Origin of the sequence: Bradyrhizobium sp. HKCCYLRH3059 (genome assembly GCF_051168035.1) — a bacterium.
GTDB lineage: Bacteria > Pseudomonadota > Alphaproteobacteria > Rhizobiales > Xanthobacteraceae > Bradyrhizobium.
Genome location: NZ_JBNPUF010000002.1, coordinates 523228 through 541290 on the forward strand (window position 1 = coordinate 523228; position 18063 = coordinate 541290).

Below are 18063 nucleotides of genomic sequence, written 5' to 3' on the forward strand. Positions count from 1 at the left end.
GCTCATTCGCCCGCACCGGCGATTGCAGCGTGGCCCTCGTCGACGGCCGCCTCCGCGGCCGTCGACGCGGCGCCACCCGCGAGATAGGCATCGAGCCTGGCGGCATCCAGCGCATTTTCCCAGCGCGCGATGACGAACACGGCAACGGTGTTGCCGACGACGTTGGTGAGCGCGGTGCAGGTCGCCATCAGGCGGTCGATGCCGAACAGCAGGCCGAGGCCGTTGAGCGGGAGCACGCGGACGGATTGCAGGGTCGCCGCGAGCTTGATGAAGGCGCCGCCCGCGACGGTGGTGCCGCCCTTCGAGGTCAGCAGCATGACCGCGAGCACCGCCAGCTGCTGGCCGTAGCTGAATGGCGTGTCGGTGGCCTGGGCGATGAAGCCGACGGCAATCGCCATGTAGATGCCCGTGCCGTCGAGATTGAAGCTGTAGCCGGCCGGCAGCACGAAACCGACGATGGCGCCGTCGCAGCCGGCCTGCTCGAGCTTCTGCATCAGCCGCGGCAGCGCAACCTCGCCGGACGCGGTCCCGAGCACCAGCAGCAGCTCCTCGCGGATCAGCCGCAGCAGCTTGAGCAGCGACAGCCGCATGATGGCGCACACGCCGCCGAGCACGACTGCGACGAAGACGACCGCCGTGATCCAGTACAGCAGCACGACCTTGCCGAGATAGAGCAGCGTGGCGCCGCCATGCGTGCCGATCGCCGCCGCCATGGCGCCGAACGCCCCGAGTGGCGCCAGCTTCATGATGAAACCCAGCATGCGGAACAGCACGTCCTGCCCCTCCTCGATGCCGCGCAGGATCGCCGACTCCGTCTTCAGGCCGACGCTCAGCGCCGCGCCCACCGTCACCGAGATGAACAGGATCTGGAGAATCTCGCCCTTGGCGAAGGCGTCGACGATCGTGGTCGGGATGATGCTGAGGAAGAAGCCGATAGCCGTGAAATTGCTCGCGGCGTTGGAGATGCGCGTCACGCTGTCATTGAGCGCGAGGTTGCCGGCATGGAGCCCGTCGCCGGGCTGGAACACGTTGACCGCGATGAAGCCGACGACCATGCCGAGCGTGGTCAGGATCTCGAAATACAGCAGCGACTTGAACGCGAGCCGGCCGAGCTGCCTCATATCGCGGACATGCGTCAGCCCGAGCACCACCGAGCAGAAGATGATCGGCCCGAGCATCATGCGCAGAAGTGCGATGAACGCATCGCCGAGCGGCTTCATCTGAACGGCCGCCTCTGGCGCCAGCAGGCCGACGGCGATCGCGAGCAGGATCGCGATCAGGACTTGGACATACAGCTGGCGGATGATCGCCATGGCTCGTTTCGCTCCCCTTGTGGACGAGATGGAATCTCGTTCCCCGTTGTGAGCGAACTGAAGCAGAGCCGGACGTGCTATGTCCAAATCAATCTTTCGATGACCTCCCATGCCGCAGCGGCAAGAGAGGTCATCGATGAGACAAGGCGCAGCCGCGCCTCGGCCCTACTGCTGCTGGTCGATGACCTGCACCACCTTCTGATCGCGCGGGTCGACCAGCACGACCTGCTCGCCGATCGCCAGATACTGGTAGTTGGCCAGCTCCGGATTGCTGCGCGCGAGCTCATCGGGCACGCGGCGCAGGCTCAGGCAGCTCGATCCGGACGAGGACGACGACGATGTCGTCGAGCCCACAGTGCCCGTCTCGGTGGCAGCGCGGCGCAGAATCTGGCGCTGATCGTCCGACAGCACGATGCGGGTCGAGCCGACGCCATAGCCGCCGCGATCATAGCCGCGGTCCGCGCGCATGCCGTTCTGCGGGATTACGTCGACGATCTCGCGGCTGCGCGGGTCGACGATCGCGATCTCGTCATGGATCACGGTGTACTCGTAGCCGCGATATTCCGGCACGATCGTCACGATGTCCGACGGCAGCGGACGCGGCCGCACGCGCTCCGGCAGGCGCTCGCCGACATTGATGTTGATGTTGAGATTGGTGCGCGCCTGGTCGAAGTCGTGATCGCGCTTGAGCTGATCGACCACGCGGGTCTTCTGCTGCTCGTTGACCGACACCTGCGTGCTGGAGCGGCTGCCATTGGGCTGGGTCTGATTGTTGGCCTGCCCGGTCTGATCACGCTGACCGGCGCCGGTCGGCTGGTTCTGCTGCGCGGTCGTGTTCTTGCTGTCGGCCGCGTTCGGCTGGTTGGCCTGCTTGCTGCGGTCGCCGGTCTGCTTGTCCGCGGCCTCGTCGGACGTGCCGGTCTTGCGCTCGTCCTGGCTCTGCCGGGTCTTGTCCTTATCGTGATCATTGCGATCGGCCTCACGGTCGGACTTCCGATCCGTCGCCCCCGACTTGCTCTCGGCGGCGCGATCCTCGCCCTTGCGCGGCTCGTCGGCGCGCCCCTGCTGTTGCTTCGACTCAGCCTTGCTCTTGCTGTCAGACTGCTTGTCGGCCTGCTTGCTGTCAGTCGACGACTTCGACTCGGCGCTCTCCTTGGCCTCGCGGCCACGCTCGGCGGCCGCACCGCCCTTGCTCTCGGCGCTCTGCTTGGCATCATGTGCCGACCGCTCGGAGGACCTTTCCTGAGCCTGCTCGCGTCCTGCTGCGGATGAAGGCTCGCCACGGCGCTGCTCCTGCGCGCTCTGCTTTGCCTCGGCGCCGGCACGTTCCGCCGCGGCGGCGCCGCCCTTTGCCTCTCCCTTCGCCTCGGCAGCCGGACGCGTGGCCTCGTGCGCCGTAGCAGCGGCCGGGCCTCCCTCGCGCTTCATGTCGCCTTGCGCCGATGCACCTGATGCCGTGCCGATCGCCAGGATGATCGCGGCCGTTCCCAGCCAATGTTTCGTCGTCATATGAGAACCTCCTTGGATCCCTGCCCCATTCGCTGGCGGACAACGCAAACAGCCGCCCGGCGTTGCCGGACGGCGCGAGAAAAAACTCCGGAACGATTTTGATGAACGGCTTCGGCGCGCCGTCACGCGATCATTTTGACCGTGGCGCGAGCAGAAGCATGACCGGGACCGCGAATTGCTTGAAGTTGGCCGTGCTGTTCGCCTCGCCAGTCGCGGAGCTGATCAGGCTGGCACTGCCTCTCGCGCCGAACAGCATGCCGCTCACTTGATATTCCTTCTCTCCGCCTGGCGACACTTTCAGGCGCCGTGCATAGAACATGCGCGGCAGCCCGCTGCCCTTGCCGCCCTCGACGCCCAGAATCGTCGTGGTCTGACCCGGCACGCGCTGGTCGAGCAGCTTGACGGTCTGGTCCTGGGAGGCGCGGAATTGCTCGATCGTCATCGTCGTGTTGGGTCCGTAGAGCCGGTAGCTCACCTTCGAGCCGGGGCCGCATTTCGCATCGTCGCACAGGAAGAAGGTCACATCGGTGCCGTTCGGCCGCTGCGGTTTCCAGCCGCCCACGGTGAACGGCAGAGGCGGTGTGGCGACCGACGGCGTCGTCGACGGGGTCTCGGCCCGAGCGGCGCCAACGCCCGTGACGAGCGAGAGTGACACGGACAGGAGAAGCCAGCGCAGGGCGCGCTGAGTGAGAGGCAGCGTCGACATCAAGGCACCGTCGGGATCGAGGAAGTGGCAGGCAGGACGGACGTCAGGGACGATCCGGGAGATGGAGGACGTCCCGCAACCTCGATCACCAATCGGTCGTTTGTGGGTCGGGCCGGGCGAGCGGCCCGACGGAAACGTCACGGGCGCAGCCCGCCGATCAGGCCGCGCGGTCGAGATGGGCGACGAGGCCGGCGAACAGGCCACGGCCGTCGGTGCAGCCCATGATGTCCTCGACGTGATTCTCGGGATGCGGCATCATGCCGAGCACATTCCCGTTCTCGTTGACGATGCCGGCGATGGAATGCGCAGCGCCATTGATGTTGCTGAGGTCGCCGACCTCGCCATCGGCTGAGCAGTAACGATAGAGCACGCGCCCATCGCCATTGAGCCGCTTCAAGGTCTCCTCGTCGGCCGCATAATTGCCCTCGCCGTGAGCGACCGGCACGCGGATGACCTGACCCGCATTGTAGCCGCGGGTGAACGGCGAATCGGAGCGCTCGACCCGCAGATGCACGTCCTTGCAGATGAACTTCAGCTTATCGTTGCGCATCAGCACGCCCGGCAGCAGGCCGGACTCGCACAGGATCTGGAAGCCGTTGCAGACGCCGAGCACCAAGCCGCCCTTGGCGGCGAAATCGCGTACTGCGTCCATCACCGGGGCCCGTGCCGCGATCGCGCCACAGCGCAGATAGTCGCCATACGAGAAGCCGCCGGGCACCACGACGAGGTCGGTGCCCTTCGGCAGCGACGTCTCGGCGTGCCAGACCATCGCAGGCTCATGGCCGGAGATCATGCGCAGCGCGCGGGCCATGTCGCGTTCGCGGTTGATGCCGGGGAAGACGAGGACGGCGGATTTCATGATGCTACGTGTTTGCTCGATAATGATCCCCTCGCAGCGTCGCGAGAGTGTGTGAGTCCGACGAGAGCTCTCTGTTCAACGCTCGCACACCAGCAAGCAGCTCATCGACAGAATGTTCGACACGGACCTGATCACGCGGGATTTCCAGCAGAAGCTCGTAGATCTCGCGGTCGATCACGGCCATTGCCTACCCCAGCAACTCCACCCGGTAATTCTCGATCACCGTATTCGCCAGCAGCTTGTCGGCGGCCGCCTTCAGGGCGGCCTCCGCCTTGGCCTTGTCGGCACCGGCGAGCTCGATGTCGAACACCTTGCCCTGCCGCACGCTGGCGACGCCGTCGACGCCGAGCGATTTCAGGGCGCCCTCGATCGCCTTGCCCTGCGGATCGAGGATGCCGGATTTCAGCGTCACCGTGACACGCGCTTTCACGTCTTGTTCCCTTTTAGCTCTTGACCAGGACCGGGCCGGAGCCCGCCGGGCGCTCGTTCTCGATGAGGATGCCGAGCCGCTTGGCGACCTCGGTATAGGCCTCCAGAAGGCCGCCAAGATCACGACGGAAGCGGTCCTTGTCGAGCTTCTCGTTCGACTTGATGTCCCACAGCCGGCAGGAATCGGGGGAAATCTCGTCGGCGACGATGATGCGCATCATCTCGTTCTCGAACAGCCGGCCGCATTCCATCTTGAAGTCGACCAGGCGGATGCCGATGCCGAGGAAAAGCCCGGTCAGGAAGTCGTTGACGCGAATGGCGAGCGCCATGATGTCGTCGATTTCCTGGGGCGTCGCCCAGCCGAACGCGGTGATGTGCTCCTCCGACACCATGGGGTCGTTGAGCTGGTCGTTCTTGTAATAGAATTCGATGATCGAACGCGGCAGCTGGGTGCCTTCCTCGATGCCGAGGCGCTGCGACAGCGAGCCCGCCGCCACATTGCGGACGACGACCTCGAGCGGCACGATCTCGACCTCGCGAATCAACTGCTCGCGCATGTTGAGCCGGCGGATGAAGTGAGTCGGAACCCCGATGTCGTTGAGGTGCTGAAACAGGTACTCCGAGATCCGGTTGTTGAGGACGCCCTTGCCTTCAATCACCTGGTGCTTCTTGGCATTGAAGGCGGTGGCGTCGTCCTTGAAGTGCTGGATCAGGGTGCCCGGCTCGGGGCCTTCATACAGGACCTTGGCCTTGCCTTCATAAATGCGACGCCGACGGCTCATTGGGATGTACCGTGTTTTGTTGAAATCCATGAAATGGTGGGCTCCGGATGACTTTGGACAGGACCACGACGGAGCTGCCGCGAGGGCCCGGACGGACGGAAACAGAACAAGAACCGGGCCTGTGGGAAACCTATCTCATTGGTGTCCCGAGCACAATCGATCCGGGCCTCGGGAGCGGAGTTTTACCGCCCTTCCCTGCGGCCTCGTACCCGTTGTATTGGCAAGATGTTCCAATTATTTAGGCGTGCGGCCACCGCCCCGCAACCGCCTGCGCGGTTAACCCTCTTCGGCAACACTGGAAGTTCCGACCATGACCACGTTCGACAAGCGCGAGGACGCCTTCGAGAAGCAATTCGCCCATGACGAGGAATTGAAGTTCAAGGCAGAAGCCCGCCGCAACAAGCTGCTCGGCCTGTGGGCAGCCGAAAAGCTCGGCAAGTCCGGCGCTGACGCCGACGCCTACGCCAAGGAGGTCGTCGCGGCCGATTTCGAGGAAGCGGGCGATGCCGACGTGCTGCGCAAGGTGCTGGGAGACCTCACCGCCAAGGGCGCGGCCGTCACCGAGGCGGACGTGCGCGCGAAGATGAGCGAGCTGCTGGTGACCGCCGTGGCGCAGGTCAAGGCGGGACAGTGAGAGGCGAATAGCGAATAGGGAGTAGCGAATAGGGATCTCCTGCCCCTATTCGCTACCCGCAATTCGCTACTCGCTTACTCTTCCTTGAAGCCGTATTCCGGCACGTTGCCGCTGGCGCCGTAATATTTGTACGGCAGGAACTTGCCCGACATCGTGATCTTGACGCGGTCTCCCTTGGCATTGGGCAGGCGCTCCATCACCATGTCGAAATCGATCGCCGACATGATGCCGTCGCCGAATTCCTCCTGGATCAGCTCCTTCCACGCCGGGCCGTTGATCATCACGAGTTCGTAGAAGCGGTAGATCAAGGGATCGGTCGGGGGCATCTGCACGCCCTCGCCGCGCATCGGCGTCTCGTTCAGCATCGCGATCTCGGATTTGGACAGGCCGAACAGCTCGCCGGCGTTCGCCGCCTGCGGCTTGGTCAGCTTCATCTGGCCGAGAACGGCGCCGACAATCAGCACCTCGGAATAGCCGCCGATCTGCTCGCAGATGTATTTCCAGCTCCAGCCCTTCTCGCGCTTGATGTCGAGCAGCTTCTCGGTGAGGTCGGATCGCTTCATGCTTGGTCTCCCTTGTCTTCGTTGATGGGTTTCTTCCGGCTGGGCGTCAGCGGGCGATCGCCTGCGGCGCGTCGTTCTCGACCGGGTTGGACGCGACGATCGTCGGCTCGCTGCGCCCGATCGTCACCACCGGCACCTTGCGCGGGTCGTAATCGGGCGTCTCGGCGGTGAAGGTCCTGCTGCGGCTGACCAGGAAATCGATGATGTGGTTGCGCAGCGCGTAGTACAGCGGATGGCGATGCAGGTCGCCGCGCAGCCGGTCCTTCGGCAGCGGGTTCTCGACGATCTCCGCGAGCACCGCGCCGGGTCCGTTGGTCATCAGCACGATCTTGTCGGCGAGATAGATCGCTTCGTCCACGTCGTGGGTGATCATGAACACGGTCTGCCCGGTCTCGACGCAGATGCGGCGGACCTCGTCCTGCAGGGTGCCGCGCGTCAGCGCATCGAGCGCGGAGAACGGCTCGTCCATCAGCATGATCTTCGGCGTGATCGAGAGCGCGCGGGCAATCCCGACGCGCTGCTTCATGCCGCCGGACAGCTCCGACGGCCGCTTGTGCTCGGAGCCGGACAGGCCGACGAGCTCGATGTATTTCAGCGCATGCGCCTTGACCTTGGCGCGATCCCATTTGCGCCATTTCGACGAGACGGCATAGGCGACGTTGCCGAGCACCGTCCGCCACGGCAGCAGCGCATGGCTCTGGAAGATGACCGCGCGGTCGAGACTCGGACCTTCGATGGCCTGGCCGTCGACGATGACGGCGCCTTCGCTCGGCACGTCGAGGCCGGCAAGAACATTCAGCACCGTGGTCTTGCCGCAGCCGGAATGCCCGATCACGCAGACGAACTCGCCGCGCGCCATCGCGAGCCAGAGATTCTCGAAGATCGTCGTGCTGCGCGCCCCATCATAGCGCTTGGCGATCCCTTCGATGGAGATGAACTTGTCGGTCATAGGAAGGTCTTTCCGTTCCCTCCCCCCTTGTGGGGGAGGGTCAGGGAGGGGGGTCCCCCACGAAGACTCGCGCGTGGGGCACCCCCACCCCTGACCCCTCCCCGCAAGGGGGAGGGGAACGGAGTTGCGCACCTTGCAGCAGTTCGCCTGATCATGCCCTACTCCGGAAACGTCACGAGCCGCGACACGCGGGCCAGGATCTGATCCAGCACCATGCCGACCAGGCCGATCAGCAGGATCGCGATGATCACGTTGGTGATCGAGAGGTTGTTCCACTCGTTCCAGACGAAGTAGCCGATGCCGGTGCCCCCGACGAGCATCTCGGCGGCGACGATGACGAGCCAGGCGATGCCGATCGAGATCCGCATGCCGGTGAGGATCGTCGGCGCCGCAGCCGGCAGGATGACCGTGAAGGCCCGGCGGAAATTCCCGACCTCGAGCGTGCGGGCGACGTTGATCCATTCCTTGCGCACGCTGGCGACGCCGAAGGCGGTGTTGATGAGCATCGGCCACACCGAGCAGATGAAGATCACGAAGATCGCCGACAGGCTGGAATCCTTGATGGTGTAGAGCGCGAGCGGCATCCAGGCGAGCGGCGAGATCGGTTTGAGAATCTGGATGAACGGATCGAGCGCCTTGCTCATCAAGGGCGACATGCCGATCAGGAAGCCGAGCGGGATCGCGACCGCGACTGCGATCAGGTAGCCGAGCATGACCCGCCCGAGCGAGAAGGCGAGCTGGATGCCGAGCCCCTTGTCGTTCGGACCATTGTCGTAGAACGGCCGCCGCAGATGCTCCCACAGCTTGGCACCGACATCGAGCGGCCCGGGCATCGCCGACTTACCCTGCGTGGCCGTCATGCCCATCAGCTTGGCGTATTCCGGGCTCATGTTGGCCGCGGCGCCCGTGCTGCGCGTCGCGATATGCCAGGCGCCGAGGAACACGGCGAGCAGCACGATGGAAACCACGGCGGCGCGGAGGCGAAGAGAGGCGGTCATGCCGGCGCTCCACTCACGGTGTCGTCCCTGCGAACGCAGGGACCCATAACCACCGTCCAGACTTGGTAAAAAAGATCGTCGTCGCCATTCCTGCCACAAGCGAGTTCACGGCGTATGGGTCCCCGCGTTCGCGGGGACGACACCGATGATTTGATCGGCAGCGTCGTGTCCATCGCGATTGTCGCGGCCAGCAGCGTCGCGCCCATTCCTCCCATCACGACGCCTTCTTGATCTTGAAGCTGGCGACGTAGTCGTCCGGCTTGGTCGGATCGAACGGCTTGCCCATCACCGAGAACGATTTGTAGGAGTCCTTCGGCGGCGTCAGGCCCATGTCGGTCATGACCTTGCGGGTGTCGGTGGCGAGATAGATCTGCTCCGCGACCGCCTTGTAGTCGACGTCGCCCTTGATCTGGCCCCAGCGCTTCATCTGCGTCAGCATCCACACCGCGAAGGACTGCCACGGGAACGGATCGAAATCGACGCGCTTCGGATCGGTCTTCACGCCGCCGAGGCCATCGGCGTAGGTGCCGGTCAAGACCTGCTCCATGACGGTCACCGGCGCATTGATGTAATTCGCCGGAGCGATCGCCTCCGCGATCTGCTTGCGGTTCTCAGCCTTCGACGCGTACGCGGTGGCATCGACGATGGCGCGGGTGAGAGCGGCAAAGCTGTTCGGCGCCGTGGTGATGAACTCGCGGCTCGCCGCGAAGCTGCAGCAGGGGTGACCGTCCCAGATCTCCTTCGACAGGATGTGCAGGAAGCCGACGCCGTCAAAGATCGCGCGCTGGCAGATGTTGTCGGGCGCGAGGAAGCCGTCGATATTGTCGGCGCGCAGGTTCGCGACCATCTCCGGCGGCGGGACAGAGCGCAGTTGCACGTCGGTGTCGGGATCGATGCCGTGCTCGGCGAGATAATAGCGCAGGAGATAGTTGTGCATCGAATAGTCGAACGGAATGGCGAACTTCATGCCCTTCCAGTCCTTCGGATTGCGCTTGTCCTTGTGCTTCATCGCAAGCGTAATGCCCTGCCCGTTGATGTTCTCGATCGCGGGCACGGTGAACGGGATCGGCTGTGCACCGAGGCCGAGCGAGATCGCGATCGGCATCGGCGCCAGCATGTGCGAGGCGTCGTATTCCTTGTTGATGGTCTTGTCGCGGATGACGGCCCAGCCGGCGGTCTTGACGACCTCGACGTTCAGCCCGGCCTTGGCATAGAAGCCGAGCGGCGCCGCCATGATGATCGGGGTCGCGCAGGTGATCGGAATGAAGCCGACCTTGATATCCTTCTTCTCGGGCGTGCCAGCTTCGGCGAACGCCTCGGTCGCGGTCTTCAGCGGGAAGAACTGGGACACTGCGGCGAGCGCGGTGGCGGCGCCGACCGACTTCAGAAACGCGCGGCGGGTGGCGGCTTGCGGAAACACCGCGCGCAGCACGGCTGACGCGACCACGTTCTCGTAGCGCTTCTCGGTGGAGTGCGCCACGGGCTCGCAGCGCAGCGCCAGCGCGGCGTGCTCATGTTCGGCCGGCCTGCGATGCTGGCCGCAGATACAACCGGCATTCACGCGTGAATCGGCATCGAACGGATCATCGAAAATCGACATGTGCTGCGCCCCTTTGTCACATCTGCGCTGTCAGCGCCTTCGAACTGCTCATCCGGCCGCATTTTCAGCGGCCGGACGTGCTTAACATGCAGCTTCTATGCCGCCTTGCTGGTCATCGCCGGCATCGGAAGTCCTTCCTCGATCGGCAGCGACGGGTCGCGCGACCACTCGTTCCACGAGCCGAAGTACATCCGCACATCCTTCACGCCGGCGTTCTTCAGCGCCAGGAAGGTGTTCGAGGCCCGTGCGCCCTTGAAGCAGTAGAGATAAACCGGCGTGTCGACCGTGATGCCGACGGTGGCGCATTCGGCGAGGATCTCGTCCTTCGACTTGAAGCGCGGGCCTTCGGCGGTCGGCTTCATCATGCGGTACCATTCGAGCCAGACGGCGCCGGGGATGCGGCCTTTGCGCGGACAGAAATCCTTGCCGTAGGGCGAGGAGGAATCGCCGATCCACTCATCGACATCGCGGACGTCGAGGATCGCGATAGCGGGATTGCCAACCGCCGCCAGCATCGCCTTGGCGTCGATCAGGATGCTGCCCGCCTCCGGCACGATGGCGAACGAGGCCTTGGCCGGCGACGGCACGTCGGTCGTCACCGGCATGCCGGCGGCCACCCAGGCATCGTAGCCGCCATGCAGCACCTTGACCTTGGGATAGCCGAGCATCGTGAGCAGGAAATAGCCGCGGCACGACTGGCCGAAGCCGGAGTTCATCGACTGTTCGTAGACGACGGCGGTCTCGGCGCCCGAAAGGCCGGCGGCGCCGAACGCGTCCGCAAACTTCGTCTTCAGTTCCTCCATGCCTTCCGGTGTGGACGTCGCGAGATAGGTGAAGATCTCGTGGACGTTGACGGCGCCGGGAAGATGTCCCGCGGCGTAGGCATCGGGATTGCGGGTGTCGATCACGACACACGGCTCGGTCTTGGTGAACTCAGCGAGTTCGCCGGCTGTAATCAGAACGTCCGTCATGGCAGGCCTCTCCTGGTTGGGATTTGTTGGTTTGCCGTTCTCGCCGGCGTCAGCCGTCGGCGAGCATCTTGCGGAGCTGCTTGGTCGCGGGAGTCACGATCGCGACGAAATAGGCCTCGCGCAGGCGACGTTCGGCGCGATTGCCCTTGAGGTAGCCGCGGGCTCCGCAATGGAGCATCGCGGCATGAGCCGCAGCGACGCTGGCCTCGCCGGCACGCAGGCGCAGCGCCACGACCTTGCGCCAATAGGTCTCGTCGGGGTTGAACGGATCGCTGGCGAGTTCGGCCGTCTCCTTCGCGAGTTCATCGGCGAGCGCGCTGAAATCGACCGGCTGCTGCGGCAGATAGCGGTTGACGTGGCCGAGCGGCGCCTCGACCTCCTGCATGATCTTGATGCAGTCCTTGATCAGGCCGAGCGCCATGCCGGCCTGCAACATGATGAATCCGGCACGGATCTTCTTGACGAAGGGACCGGCGGGATCGGCCAGGATCAGTTCGTCCGGCACGAACAGGTCGCGAAACTGGATGCCGTAGGTGCCGGTGCCGTCCATCGCCAGGAACGGCTGGCATGGCTGCAGGGTCACCGCCGGATCGGCACAGTCGGCGATGAACATCACGATCTCGCCGGGCGCGTCCTCACGCTCGAAGATCGTACCGAACATGTGGTCCGGCCCGAGGTTCGAGACCCAAGGCAGCACGCCGCGCACGACGTAGCCGCCCTCGACCTTGCGACCCCTGAGCTTGAGCTTCTCGATGCCGAAGAAGCTCTTCATCGGATTGGACAAGCCGGTGCCACCGAGCAACCGGCCGCTGGCGGCGTCGTCGAGAAGACGGCCGACGAGCGCCTTGTTGGGCGAGTTGGCGATGTACCAGACCAGCGTGTTCTGGCACCACGCCATGAAGGCAGAGGCGCCGCAGACCTCACCAATCGCGCCGATGGTGTCGATCGCGCAGTTGAGATCCGCCGCGCCATTTTCCGGCACGTGGCTGCTCCACGCGCCGACCTCGCCGAAGCGGCGGAGCACGTCGGCCGGGTACACCGTCCCGGCGTCGATGCCAGCGGCCAGCGGCGCGAGCTCCTTGCGCGCGATCGCCGTGACCTGCTCCACGGTCGACGGTATGGGCATGACGCCCGCGCCATCGAGCGCCAGATGCTGTCCGAGTGAACCCGAGACTACTGAGTTCATGACGTCCTCCGCTACGCTGACCTCGAGGGCCGCCTCAGATCCCGACCTCGAGATTGACCGGACGCGTGAAGGTGTTGGCGACCGGCGACCACTTCTTGACGTGGTCGATCAGCGCCTTGACCTCCTCCTGCGGAATGCCCTCGCACTCCATGTCGACCTTGACGCGGACATCGGTGAAGCCGACCGGCTTCTCGCTGACGTCGCCGGTGCCCCAGACTGCGGTGATGTTGAGATCACCCTCGAGCTCCAGCTCGAGCTTGTTGACGGTCCAGCCGCGATGCACCGCATTGGCATGCAGGCCGACGGCCAGGCAGGAGCCGAGCGCGGCGAGCGAGGCTTCCGACGGATTTGGCGCAGTGTCGTCACCGAGCAGCCCCGGCGGCTCGTCGACGATGTAGGGCGCGAGGTTGCGGATGTAGTTGGCGTGGCGGAACTTGCCCTCGGCGACGGTCTTGCACTTCAGGGTCTTGATGACCTTGGGGTTGGCCTTGCCGTTGACGATGAGCTGTTCAAGCCCGTTCTTGTCGATGGGTGCGAGGCAGCCCGTCAGCGCCGTCTTCTGAACCACAGCGGTCATCTCATTTCTCTCCCTGGGATGAGGATACCGAACGGTCTGTATCCTGCACGAAGCGTGCCAGAGAGGCCGAAAATCAAAAGCCGGAGTGATCCTCGCGGCTTACGCGGTCATCGCGGCAAGTGGCGAGCCGCTGCGTCCCCTCCGCTGCCCAAGCGCAGTGCAGAATGCCGCCTTCGGAGATCAAATTGAGCGCAACGCTGCCTCGAGCACATCAGCAGTCTTGCTGACTCACGCGCACAGCGATTAAGCTTGCACGCATGGCAAAGTCAGTTGCGGGCAAACAAACCGGCAAGAAGCAGGCGATCGCGAGGACGATCTCGGCTGGCGATGACGAATCCGCGCGCGGCCGTCTGCTCGGCGCCGCCACGCGGCTGTTCTGCAAGAACGGCATCAATGCCACCGGGATCGATGCGATCATCAGCGAGGCCGGCACCGCGAAGACCACGCTCTACAAGCTGTTCGGATCGAAGACCGCGCTGGTCACCGCCGTGCTGGAAAGCGAAGGCAAGCAGTGGCGCGAATGGTTCATCGCGGAAATGGAGAGCGGCGGCGGTGACGCCGAGACCAAGCTGGCACGCATCTTTCCGGCGCTGAAGAGCTGGTTCGGCGAGGAGCGCTTCTACGGCTGCCCCTTCATCAATGCGGTCGGCGAGCACGACAAGGACCAGAAGCAGTTTCGCACCATCGCAATGCGCCACAAGAAAGTGGTGCTGGCGCATATCGAGAAGCTCGCCCGTGAGATGGGCGCTGCCGAGCCGGAGAGCTTCTCGCATCAGCTTGCACTGCTGATCGACGGCGCGATCGTGGCGGCGATGGTGTCGCGCAATCCCGAGGTCGCGGACACCGCCGGGCTGGCGGCGAAGGCGCTGATCGAGCCGGCGAAGCTGAAGGCGGGCCAGCGCAACAGCAAGGCGGCGGGCCCGCAGCTCGCTGCGGTCTGAGCCGCCCTGCCCCGCGAACCGAGCGACAGAACTAGCGGAAATACTCCGTCACCAGCTTCAGGTCCGCCTGGTCTGCGCCCGCGCCGTTGAGGCTCGCATCGATGACGCGGCGGCAGGCGGCCACTGCAGCCTCATCGCCGAGCTCGTTGGCCGCTTCGAGCACGTGCCAAGCCGCATCGACCGCCGCGCGGTCCGCAGGCGCCTCGCGATGGCCGAGCCGTTGCTCTCTGCGAAGAGGAAGTCCCATACCCTTCATCCGCGATCACCTCCATCCGTCGCTGCAGGTTCAATAGGCTACGGCGCGCGGCGCGGATGCTTTGCCGCCTTTGCCTGGATTCTTGCGGGACTGATAGAATTCGAGCACGCTGCGCGATGTCAGCGACTGGAGCTTGGCATAGTCACGCTCCAGCTCCTGCAACTCGCCGGCCGTGATGCGGTGGTCGCGGGCGCCGAGGAACGCGAGCGCCATCATCGTATCCCAGGTAAAGCCAAGCGCCTTGGCGAGCATCAGCAGCATCTCGCGGTTGCGGTCGAACAAGGCGCGCTCGACGACGTCGACCGGCAATCCCGACAGCAGCGCGAGGCCGATCGTCACCTCCTCGACCTTGTGCGCGGTCGCATAGCCGGCGATGGTGCTCTCGTGCAGATTGCCGAGGCGGTGCTGGATCGTCACGGTCCGCTTGGCGACGAAGTAGTTGCGCGAGCCGGGTCCGAACTTCGACTGCAGGTCGCCGGCGATGTTGGCGACCGAGCTGTTGATCTCGCCAAGCAGCTCCGGCCGCTCCCCTGCCAGCCGCTTGCCGACATCGTCCGAGGCCTTGGCGATGAGTTGCTGGAACAGATGGCGGGGGATGTCGAGCCGGCGGCCGAGATGCTCGGCGAGAATCGAGTCGTTCTCGGCCCGCTTGACCATGTGCAGGAATCCGGCGCCGGAGAACTGGGCGCCCTGATTGCGCGCCACCGCCGTGGCGACGGCACGGTCGCCGCGCGTCGCCAGCACGTCGGTCACGGCCGGGCTCAACGTCTTTCGTTCGGCGATCGCGAGCAGATGGTCCTGGCTCTTGGTGCTGGCGTTCTCGACCAGCGTGGCGTCATCGAGCCGCTCGGATTCGCGCAACACCGGGCCGGCGACCCAGATCTCGTCGTCGAAGGCGAGCTTGCGGATGACGCTGGCCGGCGAATATTCGATCCTGGCGAGGCGATCCGCGAGCTTGGCGCGCGCTTCGATCTCGATCTCGTCGGCGAGCCGGCCGATCACCTCGCCGAAGGTGGCGATCTCCTCCTCGCAGTAGCGCCCCGCGATCAGCAGGTCGGTCGCATGCCACAGCGCGCGCTCGCGGCTGTCCGCGGTCCCCCGCGCAATCGCATCCTCGAGGTCCCGCAACACGGATCTGGTTTCGTTCATGATGAAAGGCCGCACAGTTGCAACGATGAAAGGGCAATGCGCAGACCATACCGTTCGAACCCGAGCGTTCCGTAACCCGCCGCGTGCGGATTTGACCGGGCATTTTCACTCAAATGCGCACGCGCGCGTTAAGCATGCGGCCGGAGAACAGCTCGCTGCGGGATTGCCGTGCCTCTCCGCATGACTTTTACGGCATGATGCGGAGCGCGCGCGCCTCCGCCTCGGCGACCGAGCGTTCGCGCGATGTCAACGGACACTCGGCGAGAGCCCGGTCGATCAGTTGCATGGCGTCGCGCTCACGACTCTGGTCGAGCATCAGCTCGGCGGCGAAGAAGCTCGCCTCGCAACGCCGTGCCCGGCGCGTGACGGGAGCACCGCGGTCGGCCGCCGCAAGCACAGCCTCTGGCGTTTCCTGCCCGAGGAAGAGACGGACGATCGGGGCCGGCCATTTACCCATGTCGAGCCGCTTCGCGTGGTCGGCGAGCTCGCTCCCCAGCCCGGCACGGCGGCGCGCCAGATCCAGCCACAAGGCCGCCTCGGCATTGTGGGGATCGATCTCGCTGAGCCATCTGAAATCGTCCTGCGCCTCCTCCAGGAGACCGGCCTGGAAGCTTGCGATCCCCAGCGCGCGATAGGCCTGCGCGCGGTAGCCGTTGCGACCGAACGCCCGCCCGAAACCCGACCCCGGCTGCGGCTCGCTCTCGCGCAGATCAGGAGCGGCGCGATCGAATGCGGCAAGAAGACCAGCCGAGGACTGCTCGATGACGATCTTGTAGTCGTCGATCGCATGCTCGACGTCTCCCTTGTGGAAGTAGGCGCCGGCGCGTGCGAAACGGGCTTCGATCACCTGCGGCGTCGCCGGCTTGCCGCGCTCGATCACGACAGTGCAGCCGGCGATGCGCTCGTCGGCACCGAGATCGGCCGCCGTCGTGCACCGCTTCGGTGCCGCCGGTTCGGCGCTTGCCGACAAGCCGAAGATCGAGCCGATGATCAACGCACAACACAGAATCGAGCGCCATCGTCGCGTAGCCATGAATGCCCCCTTAGGTCTTGCTCTTGGTGCTGCGATCTAACCAGAACCGATTGGGAGAACCACAATCTGGAATTGCGTTCACAAATCATCGTTCAGCCGGTGTAAACGAGATCGCAGACTCGGGGCCTGCCGGGCGCGGATGAGTTGCGAGGGCCGCGCATGCCACGCGGCAACTCAATCGACGCTTGCGCGTGATGAACGGACGCGCGAAGCCATTGATAGCCGCCACGCGGCTCGCGATGCGACCGTCGGCGACTACTTGGCTGCGGCGATCACCGCCTGCAGCCGCGCCAGCTCGGCCTCCAGATTCGCCTCGACATCAGCCGCCTTCACCTCGGTGACGCGATAGTCGCGGCTTTCCAGCCACGCCCGCCTTGCGCTGCGATCCGCCACCACGCCTTCGCTCTCGTCCGGGCCGACCAGCTCGATCGCGAGGCGGTGGATGAAGGAGACGAAGTCGGGGATGTGGCGGCCGACCGGGGTCTGGCGCTTGAACTGGCCGGCGAAGCGGCGGTCGCGCGACAGCGCGTGCCACAGCGCGCGCTCGGCGTCGGTCGGGTTGCGGCGGAGCAGCCGCGCCAGCCCGCGCAGCGAGCCGCGCGAATCCGGCAGGTTGGCCACCGTGCCCTGCTCGGCGATCAGCGCCCGCAGGCGCGTCGCCTGCTCGCTGTCGAGCACGCCGCCCTTGGCCGGCCCCTTGCGCCCCTCGGCGATCGCCATGACCACGCCGTGCAGGGTGTGGATGTCCTGCCGCGACGGCTCCATGCGGAAGAAGATGTTGCGCAGGTTGACCAGCATGGTCTCGCGCTTCTCGGCGGGCCGCAGGAATTCGACCCGGTCGAGCTCGCGCACCAGGTTCTCGAAGAACGCCTCCATCTGTCCCTGGCTGGCGCGCTCCGAGCGTTCGGGCATGGCGAAGGGCAGCGCGCCCGATGTCACCAGCTTGAACCATTCATAGCCCATCAGCAGCACCGCCTGGGCGAGGTTCAGCGAGGCAAAGCCGGGGTTGACCGGGTAGGTGATGATGCGGTTGGCGCGGGCGACCTCCTCGTTGGTGAGCCCCGCCCGCTCGCGGCCGAACAGGATGCCGGCCCGGCCGCCGCCGGCGATCTGGCCCTGCATCTCGCGGGCGGCCGCCTCTGGTCCCATCACCGGCTTGGCCTGGTCGTGGGCTCGGGCGGTGGTCGCGAACACCAGGTCGAGGTCGGCGATCGCCTCCGGCAGGGTGTCGAACAGCCGGACATGATCGATGATGTGGTCGGCCCCGGCCGCCGCCCGCTGGGCGGCGATGTTCGGCCAGCCGTCGCGCGGGTTGACCAGTCGCAGCTCCGACAACGCAAAATTGCCCATGGCGCGCGCGGCCATGCCGATGTTCTCGCCGAGCTGCGGCTCGACCAGGATCACCACCGGCCCTGCGATCTCCACGCCCGCCTTCGTCTTGTCGGTGCCCGACACGCTCAATCCTCGACTTCCAGATCCGGTTGAAGCGCCGATCGCGCCCTGCCCGCTCGTTGGCCCGGCCGATGAGAATTCTCAAGCAAAATAATCGGCTTACGCCTGAATTTTGCAGTTTGCGCGAAACGGCAGGCCGGCCCGCGGCCTGCCGTT

20 protein-coding genes are annotated in these 18063 nt (G+C 65.3%); 2 read left to right on the forward strand and 18 right to left on the reverse strand.

Features of this window, described 5'->3' with window-relative positions; translation table 11 throughout:
- Positions 1-2: 2 nt before the first annotated feature.
- The 7 genes from ACQR13_RS09395 to purC all read right to left on the reverse strand — a co-directional run bounded on the left by ACQR13_RS09395 (position 3) and on the right by purC (position 5598).
- A complete protein-coding gene (locus ACQR13_RS09395; protein WP_316185240.1) occupies positions 3-1313 on the reverse strand; it encodes a cation:dicarboxylate symporter family transporter in 1311 nt (436 codons plus the stop codon).
- A 165-nt stretch (positions 1314-1478) separates the two neighbouring features.
- A complete protein-coding gene (locus ACQR13_RS09400; protein WP_434862811.1) occupies positions 1479-2741 on the reverse strand; it encodes a DUF1236 domain-containing protein in 1263 nt (420 codons plus the stop codon).
- Positions 2742-2952: 211 nt separating this feature from the next.
- Positions 2953-3528, reverse strand: coding sequence for a hypothetical protein (locus ACQR13_RS09405; RefSeq protein WP_316185389.1), 576 nt, complete (start codon positions 3526-3528; stop codon positions 2953-2955).
- A gap of 157 nt (positions 3529-3685) precedes the next feature.
- Positions 3686-4387, reverse strand: a complete 702-nt coding sequence (gene purQ / locus ACQR13_RS09410; protein WP_315714844.1) for a phosphoribosylformylglycinamidine synthase subunit PurQ — start codon at positions 4385-4387, stop codon at positions 3686-3688.
- Positions 4388-4391: 4 nt separating this feature from the next.
- On the reverse strand, positions 4392-4571 hold the full coding sequence (locus ACQR13_RS09415; protein ID WP_434862768.1) for a hypothetical protein: 180 nt from the start codon (positions 4569-4571) through the stop codon (positions 4392-4394).
- Positions 4572-4574: 3 nt separating this feature from the next.
- Positions 4575-4817, reverse strand: coding sequence for a phosphoribosylformylglycinamidine synthase subunit PurS (gene purS, locus ACQR13_RS09420; RefSeq protein WP_315706343.1), 243 nt, complete (start codon positions 4815-4817; stop codon positions 4575-4577).
- A 13-nt stretch (positions 4818-4830) separates the two neighbouring features.
- Positions 4831-5598 carry a phosphoribosylaminoimidazolesuccinocarboxamide synthase gene (gene purC / locus ACQR13_RS09425; RefSeq protein WP_016843454.1) on the reverse strand — a complete coding sequence of 256 codons (768 nt, stop codon included), beginning with the start codon at positions 5596-5598 and terminating at the stop codon, positions 4831-4833.
- Between the two features lie 310 nt (positions 5599-5908).
- Between purC and ACQR13_RS09430 the strand changes: the two genes are divergently transcribed.
- Positions 5909-6232, forward strand: coding sequence for a DUF1476 domain-containing protein (locus ACQR13_RS09430; RefSeq protein ID WP_315714845.1), 324 nt, complete (start codon positions 5909-5911; stop codon positions 6230-6232).
- A gap of 74 nt (positions 6233-6306) precedes the next feature.
- Here the strand turns inward: ACQR13_RS09430 and cynS are convergent, their stop codons facing one another.
- The 7 genes from cynS to ACQR13_RS09465 all read right to left on the reverse strand — a co-directional run bounded on the left by cynS (position 6307) and on the right by ACQR13_RS09465 (position 13076).
- Positions 6307-6795: a cyanase gene (gene cynS / locus ACQR13_RS09435; RefSeq protein WP_315749292.1), complete on the reverse strand. Its 489-nt coding sequence runs from the start codon at positions 6793-6795 to the stop codon at positions 6307-6309.
- Positions 6796-6841: 46 nt separating this feature from the next.
- Positions 6842-7744 carry an ABC transporter ATP-binding protein gene (locus ACQR13_RS09440; protein ID WP_315749291.1) on the reverse strand — a complete coding sequence of 301 codons (903 nt, stop codon included), beginning with the start codon at positions 7742-7744 and terminating at the stop codon, positions 6842-6844.
- Positions 7745-7902: 158 nt separating this feature from the next.
- Complete coding sequence (gene ntrB, locus ACQR13_RS09445) at positions 7903-8742, reverse strand: nitrate ABC transporter permease (RefSeq protein WP_315749290.1); 840 nt, start codon at positions 8740-8742, stop codon at positions 7903-7905.
- A gap of 214 nt (positions 8743-8956) precedes the next feature.
- Positions 8957-10342 carry a CmpA/NrtA family ABC transporter substrate-binding protein gene (locus ACQR13_RS09450; RefSeq protein WP_434862769.1) on the reverse strand — a complete coding sequence of 462 codons (1386 nt, stop codon included), beginning with the start codon at positions 10340-10342 and terminating at the stop codon, positions 8957-8959.
- A gap of 95 nt (positions 10343-10437) precedes the next feature.
- Positions 10438-11313 (reverse strand): sulfurtransferase, encoded by an 876-nt coding sequence (locus tag ACQR13_RS09455; RefSeq protein ID WP_315714850.1) that lies wholly within the window; start codon positions 11311-11313, stop codon positions 10438-10440.
- A gap of 49 nt (positions 11314-11362) precedes the next feature.
- Complete coding sequence (locus tag ACQR13_RS09460) at positions 11363-12499, reverse strand: acyl-CoA dehydrogenase family protein (protein WP_434862770.1); 1137 nt, start codon at positions 12497-12499, stop codon at positions 11363-11365.
- Between the two features lie 34 nt (positions 12500-12533).
- Positions 12534-13076: an OsmC family protein gene (locus ACQR13_RS09465; protein WP_315714851.1), complete on the reverse strand. Its 543-nt coding sequence runs from the start codon at positions 13074-13076 to the stop codon at positions 12534-12536.
- Positions 13077-13333: 257 nt separating this feature from the next.
- On the opposite strand from ACQR13_RS09465, the gene ACQR13_RS09470 reads away from it, so the two are divergent.
- Complete coding sequence (locus tag ACQR13_RS09470) at positions 13334-14017, forward strand: TetR/AcrR family transcriptional regulator (protein ID WP_315714852.1); 684 nt, start codon at positions 13334-13336, stop codon at positions 14015-14017.
- Between the two features lie 31 nt (positions 14018-14048).
- Here ACQR13_RS09470 and ACQR13_RS09475 read toward each other — a convergent pair whose 3' ends face one another.
- The 4 genes from ACQR13_RS09475 to ACQR13_RS09490 form a co-directional block, all read right to left on the reverse strand.
- Positions 14049-14264, reverse strand: coding sequence for a hypothetical protein (locus tag ACQR13_RS09475; RefSeq protein WP_315714853.1), 216 nt, complete (start codon positions 14262-14264; stop codon positions 14049-14051).
- A gap of 39 nt (positions 14265-14303) precedes the next feature.
- Complete coding sequence (locus tag ACQR13_RS09480) at positions 14304-15422, reverse strand: DUF2336 domain-containing protein (protein ID WP_315714854.1); 1119 nt, start codon at positions 15420-15422, stop codon at positions 14304-14306.
- A gap of 187 nt (positions 15423-15609) precedes the next feature.
- Entirely contained in the window at positions 15610-16455 is an 846-nt protein-coding gene (locus ACQR13_RS09485; RefSeq protein WP_315749286.1) for a hypothetical protein, read from the reverse strand.
- 255 nt (positions 16456-16710) lie between these two features.
- Positions 16711-17910, reverse strand: a complete 1200-nt coding sequence (locus tag ACQR13_RS09490; protein ID WP_316164417.1) for a TrmJ/YjtD family RNA methyltransferase — start codon at positions 17908-17910, stop codon at positions 16711-16713.
- Positions 17911-18063 lie beyond the last annotated feature (153 nt).

Bases quoted from the DNA above. Each gene is read 5' to 3' on its own strand.
- ACQR13_RS09465 (WP_315714851.1), bottom strand. From the start codon at position 13,076: ATGACCGCTGTGGTTCAGAAGACGGCGCTGACGGGCTGCCTCGCACCC.
- ACQR13_RS09475 (WP_315714853.1), bottom strand. From the start codon at position 14,264: ATGGGACTTCCTCTTCGCAGAGAGCAACGGCTCGGCCATCGCGAGGCG.
- ACQR13_RS09400 (WP_434862811.1), bottom strand. From the start codon at position 2,741: ATGAAGCGCGAGGGAGGCCCGGCCGCTGCTACGGCGCACGAGGCCACG.
- ACQR13_RS09405 (WP_316185389.1), bottom strand. From the start codon at position 3,528: ATGTCGACGCTGCCTCTCACTCAGCGCGCCCTGCGCTGGCTTCTCCTG.
- ACQR13_RS09480 (WP_315714854.1), bottom strand. From the start codon at position 15,422: ATGAACGAAACCAGATCCGTGTTGCGGGACCTCGAGGATGCGATTGCG.
- ACQR13_RS09485 (WP_315749286.1), bottom strand. From the start codon at position 16,455: ATGGCTACGCGACGATGGCGCTCGATTCTGTGTTGTGCGTTGATCATC.
- ACQR13_RS09430 (WP_315714845.1), top strand. From the start codon at position 5,909: ATGACCACGTTCGACAAGCGCGAGGACGCCTTCGAGAAGCAATTCGCC.
- ACQR13_RS09395 (WP_316185240.1), bottom strand. From the start codon at position 1,313: ATGGCGATCATCCGCCAGCTGTATGTCCAAGTCCTGATCGCGATCCTG.
- ACQR13_RS09455 (WP_315714850.1), bottom strand. From the start codon at position 11,313: ATGACGGACGTTCTGATTACAGCCGGCGAACTCGCTGAGTTCACCAAG.
- cynS (WP_315749292.1), bottom strand. From the start codon at position 6,795: ATGAAGCGATCCGACCTCACCGAGAAGCTGCTCGACATCAAGCGCGAG.
- purQ (WP_315714844.1), bottom strand. From the start codon at position 4,387: ATGAAATCCGCCGTCCTCGTCTTCCCCGGCATCAACCGCGAACGCGAC.
- ACQR13_RS09460 (WP_434862770.1), bottom strand. From the start codon at position 12,499: ATGAACTCAGTAGTCTCGGGTTCACTCGGACAGCATCTGGCGCTCGAT.
- purC (WP_016843454.1), bottom strand. From the start codon at position 5,598: ATGAGCCGTCGGCGTCGCATTTATGAAGGCAAGGCCAAGGTCCTGTAT.
- ntrB (WP_315749290.1), bottom strand. From the start codon at position 8,742: ATGACCGCCTCTCTTCGCCTCCGCGCCGCCGTGGTTTCCATCGTGCTG.
- ACQR13_RS09470 (WP_315714852.1), top strand. From the start codon at position 13,334: ATGGCAAAGTCAGTTGCGGGCAAACAAACCGGCAAGAAGCAGGCGATC.
- ACQR13_RS09415 (WP_434862768.1), bottom strand. From the start codon at position 4,571: ATGGCCGTGATCGACCGCGAGATCTACGAGCTTCTGCTGGAAATCCCG.
- ACQR13_RS09450 (WP_434862769.1), bottom strand. From the start codon at position 10,342: ATGTCGATTTTCGATGATCCGTTCGATGCCGATTCACGCGTGAATGCC.
- ACQR13_RS09440 (WP_315749291.1), bottom strand. From the start codon at position 7,744: ATGACCGACAAGTTCATCTCCATCGAAGGGATCGCCAAGCGCTATGAT.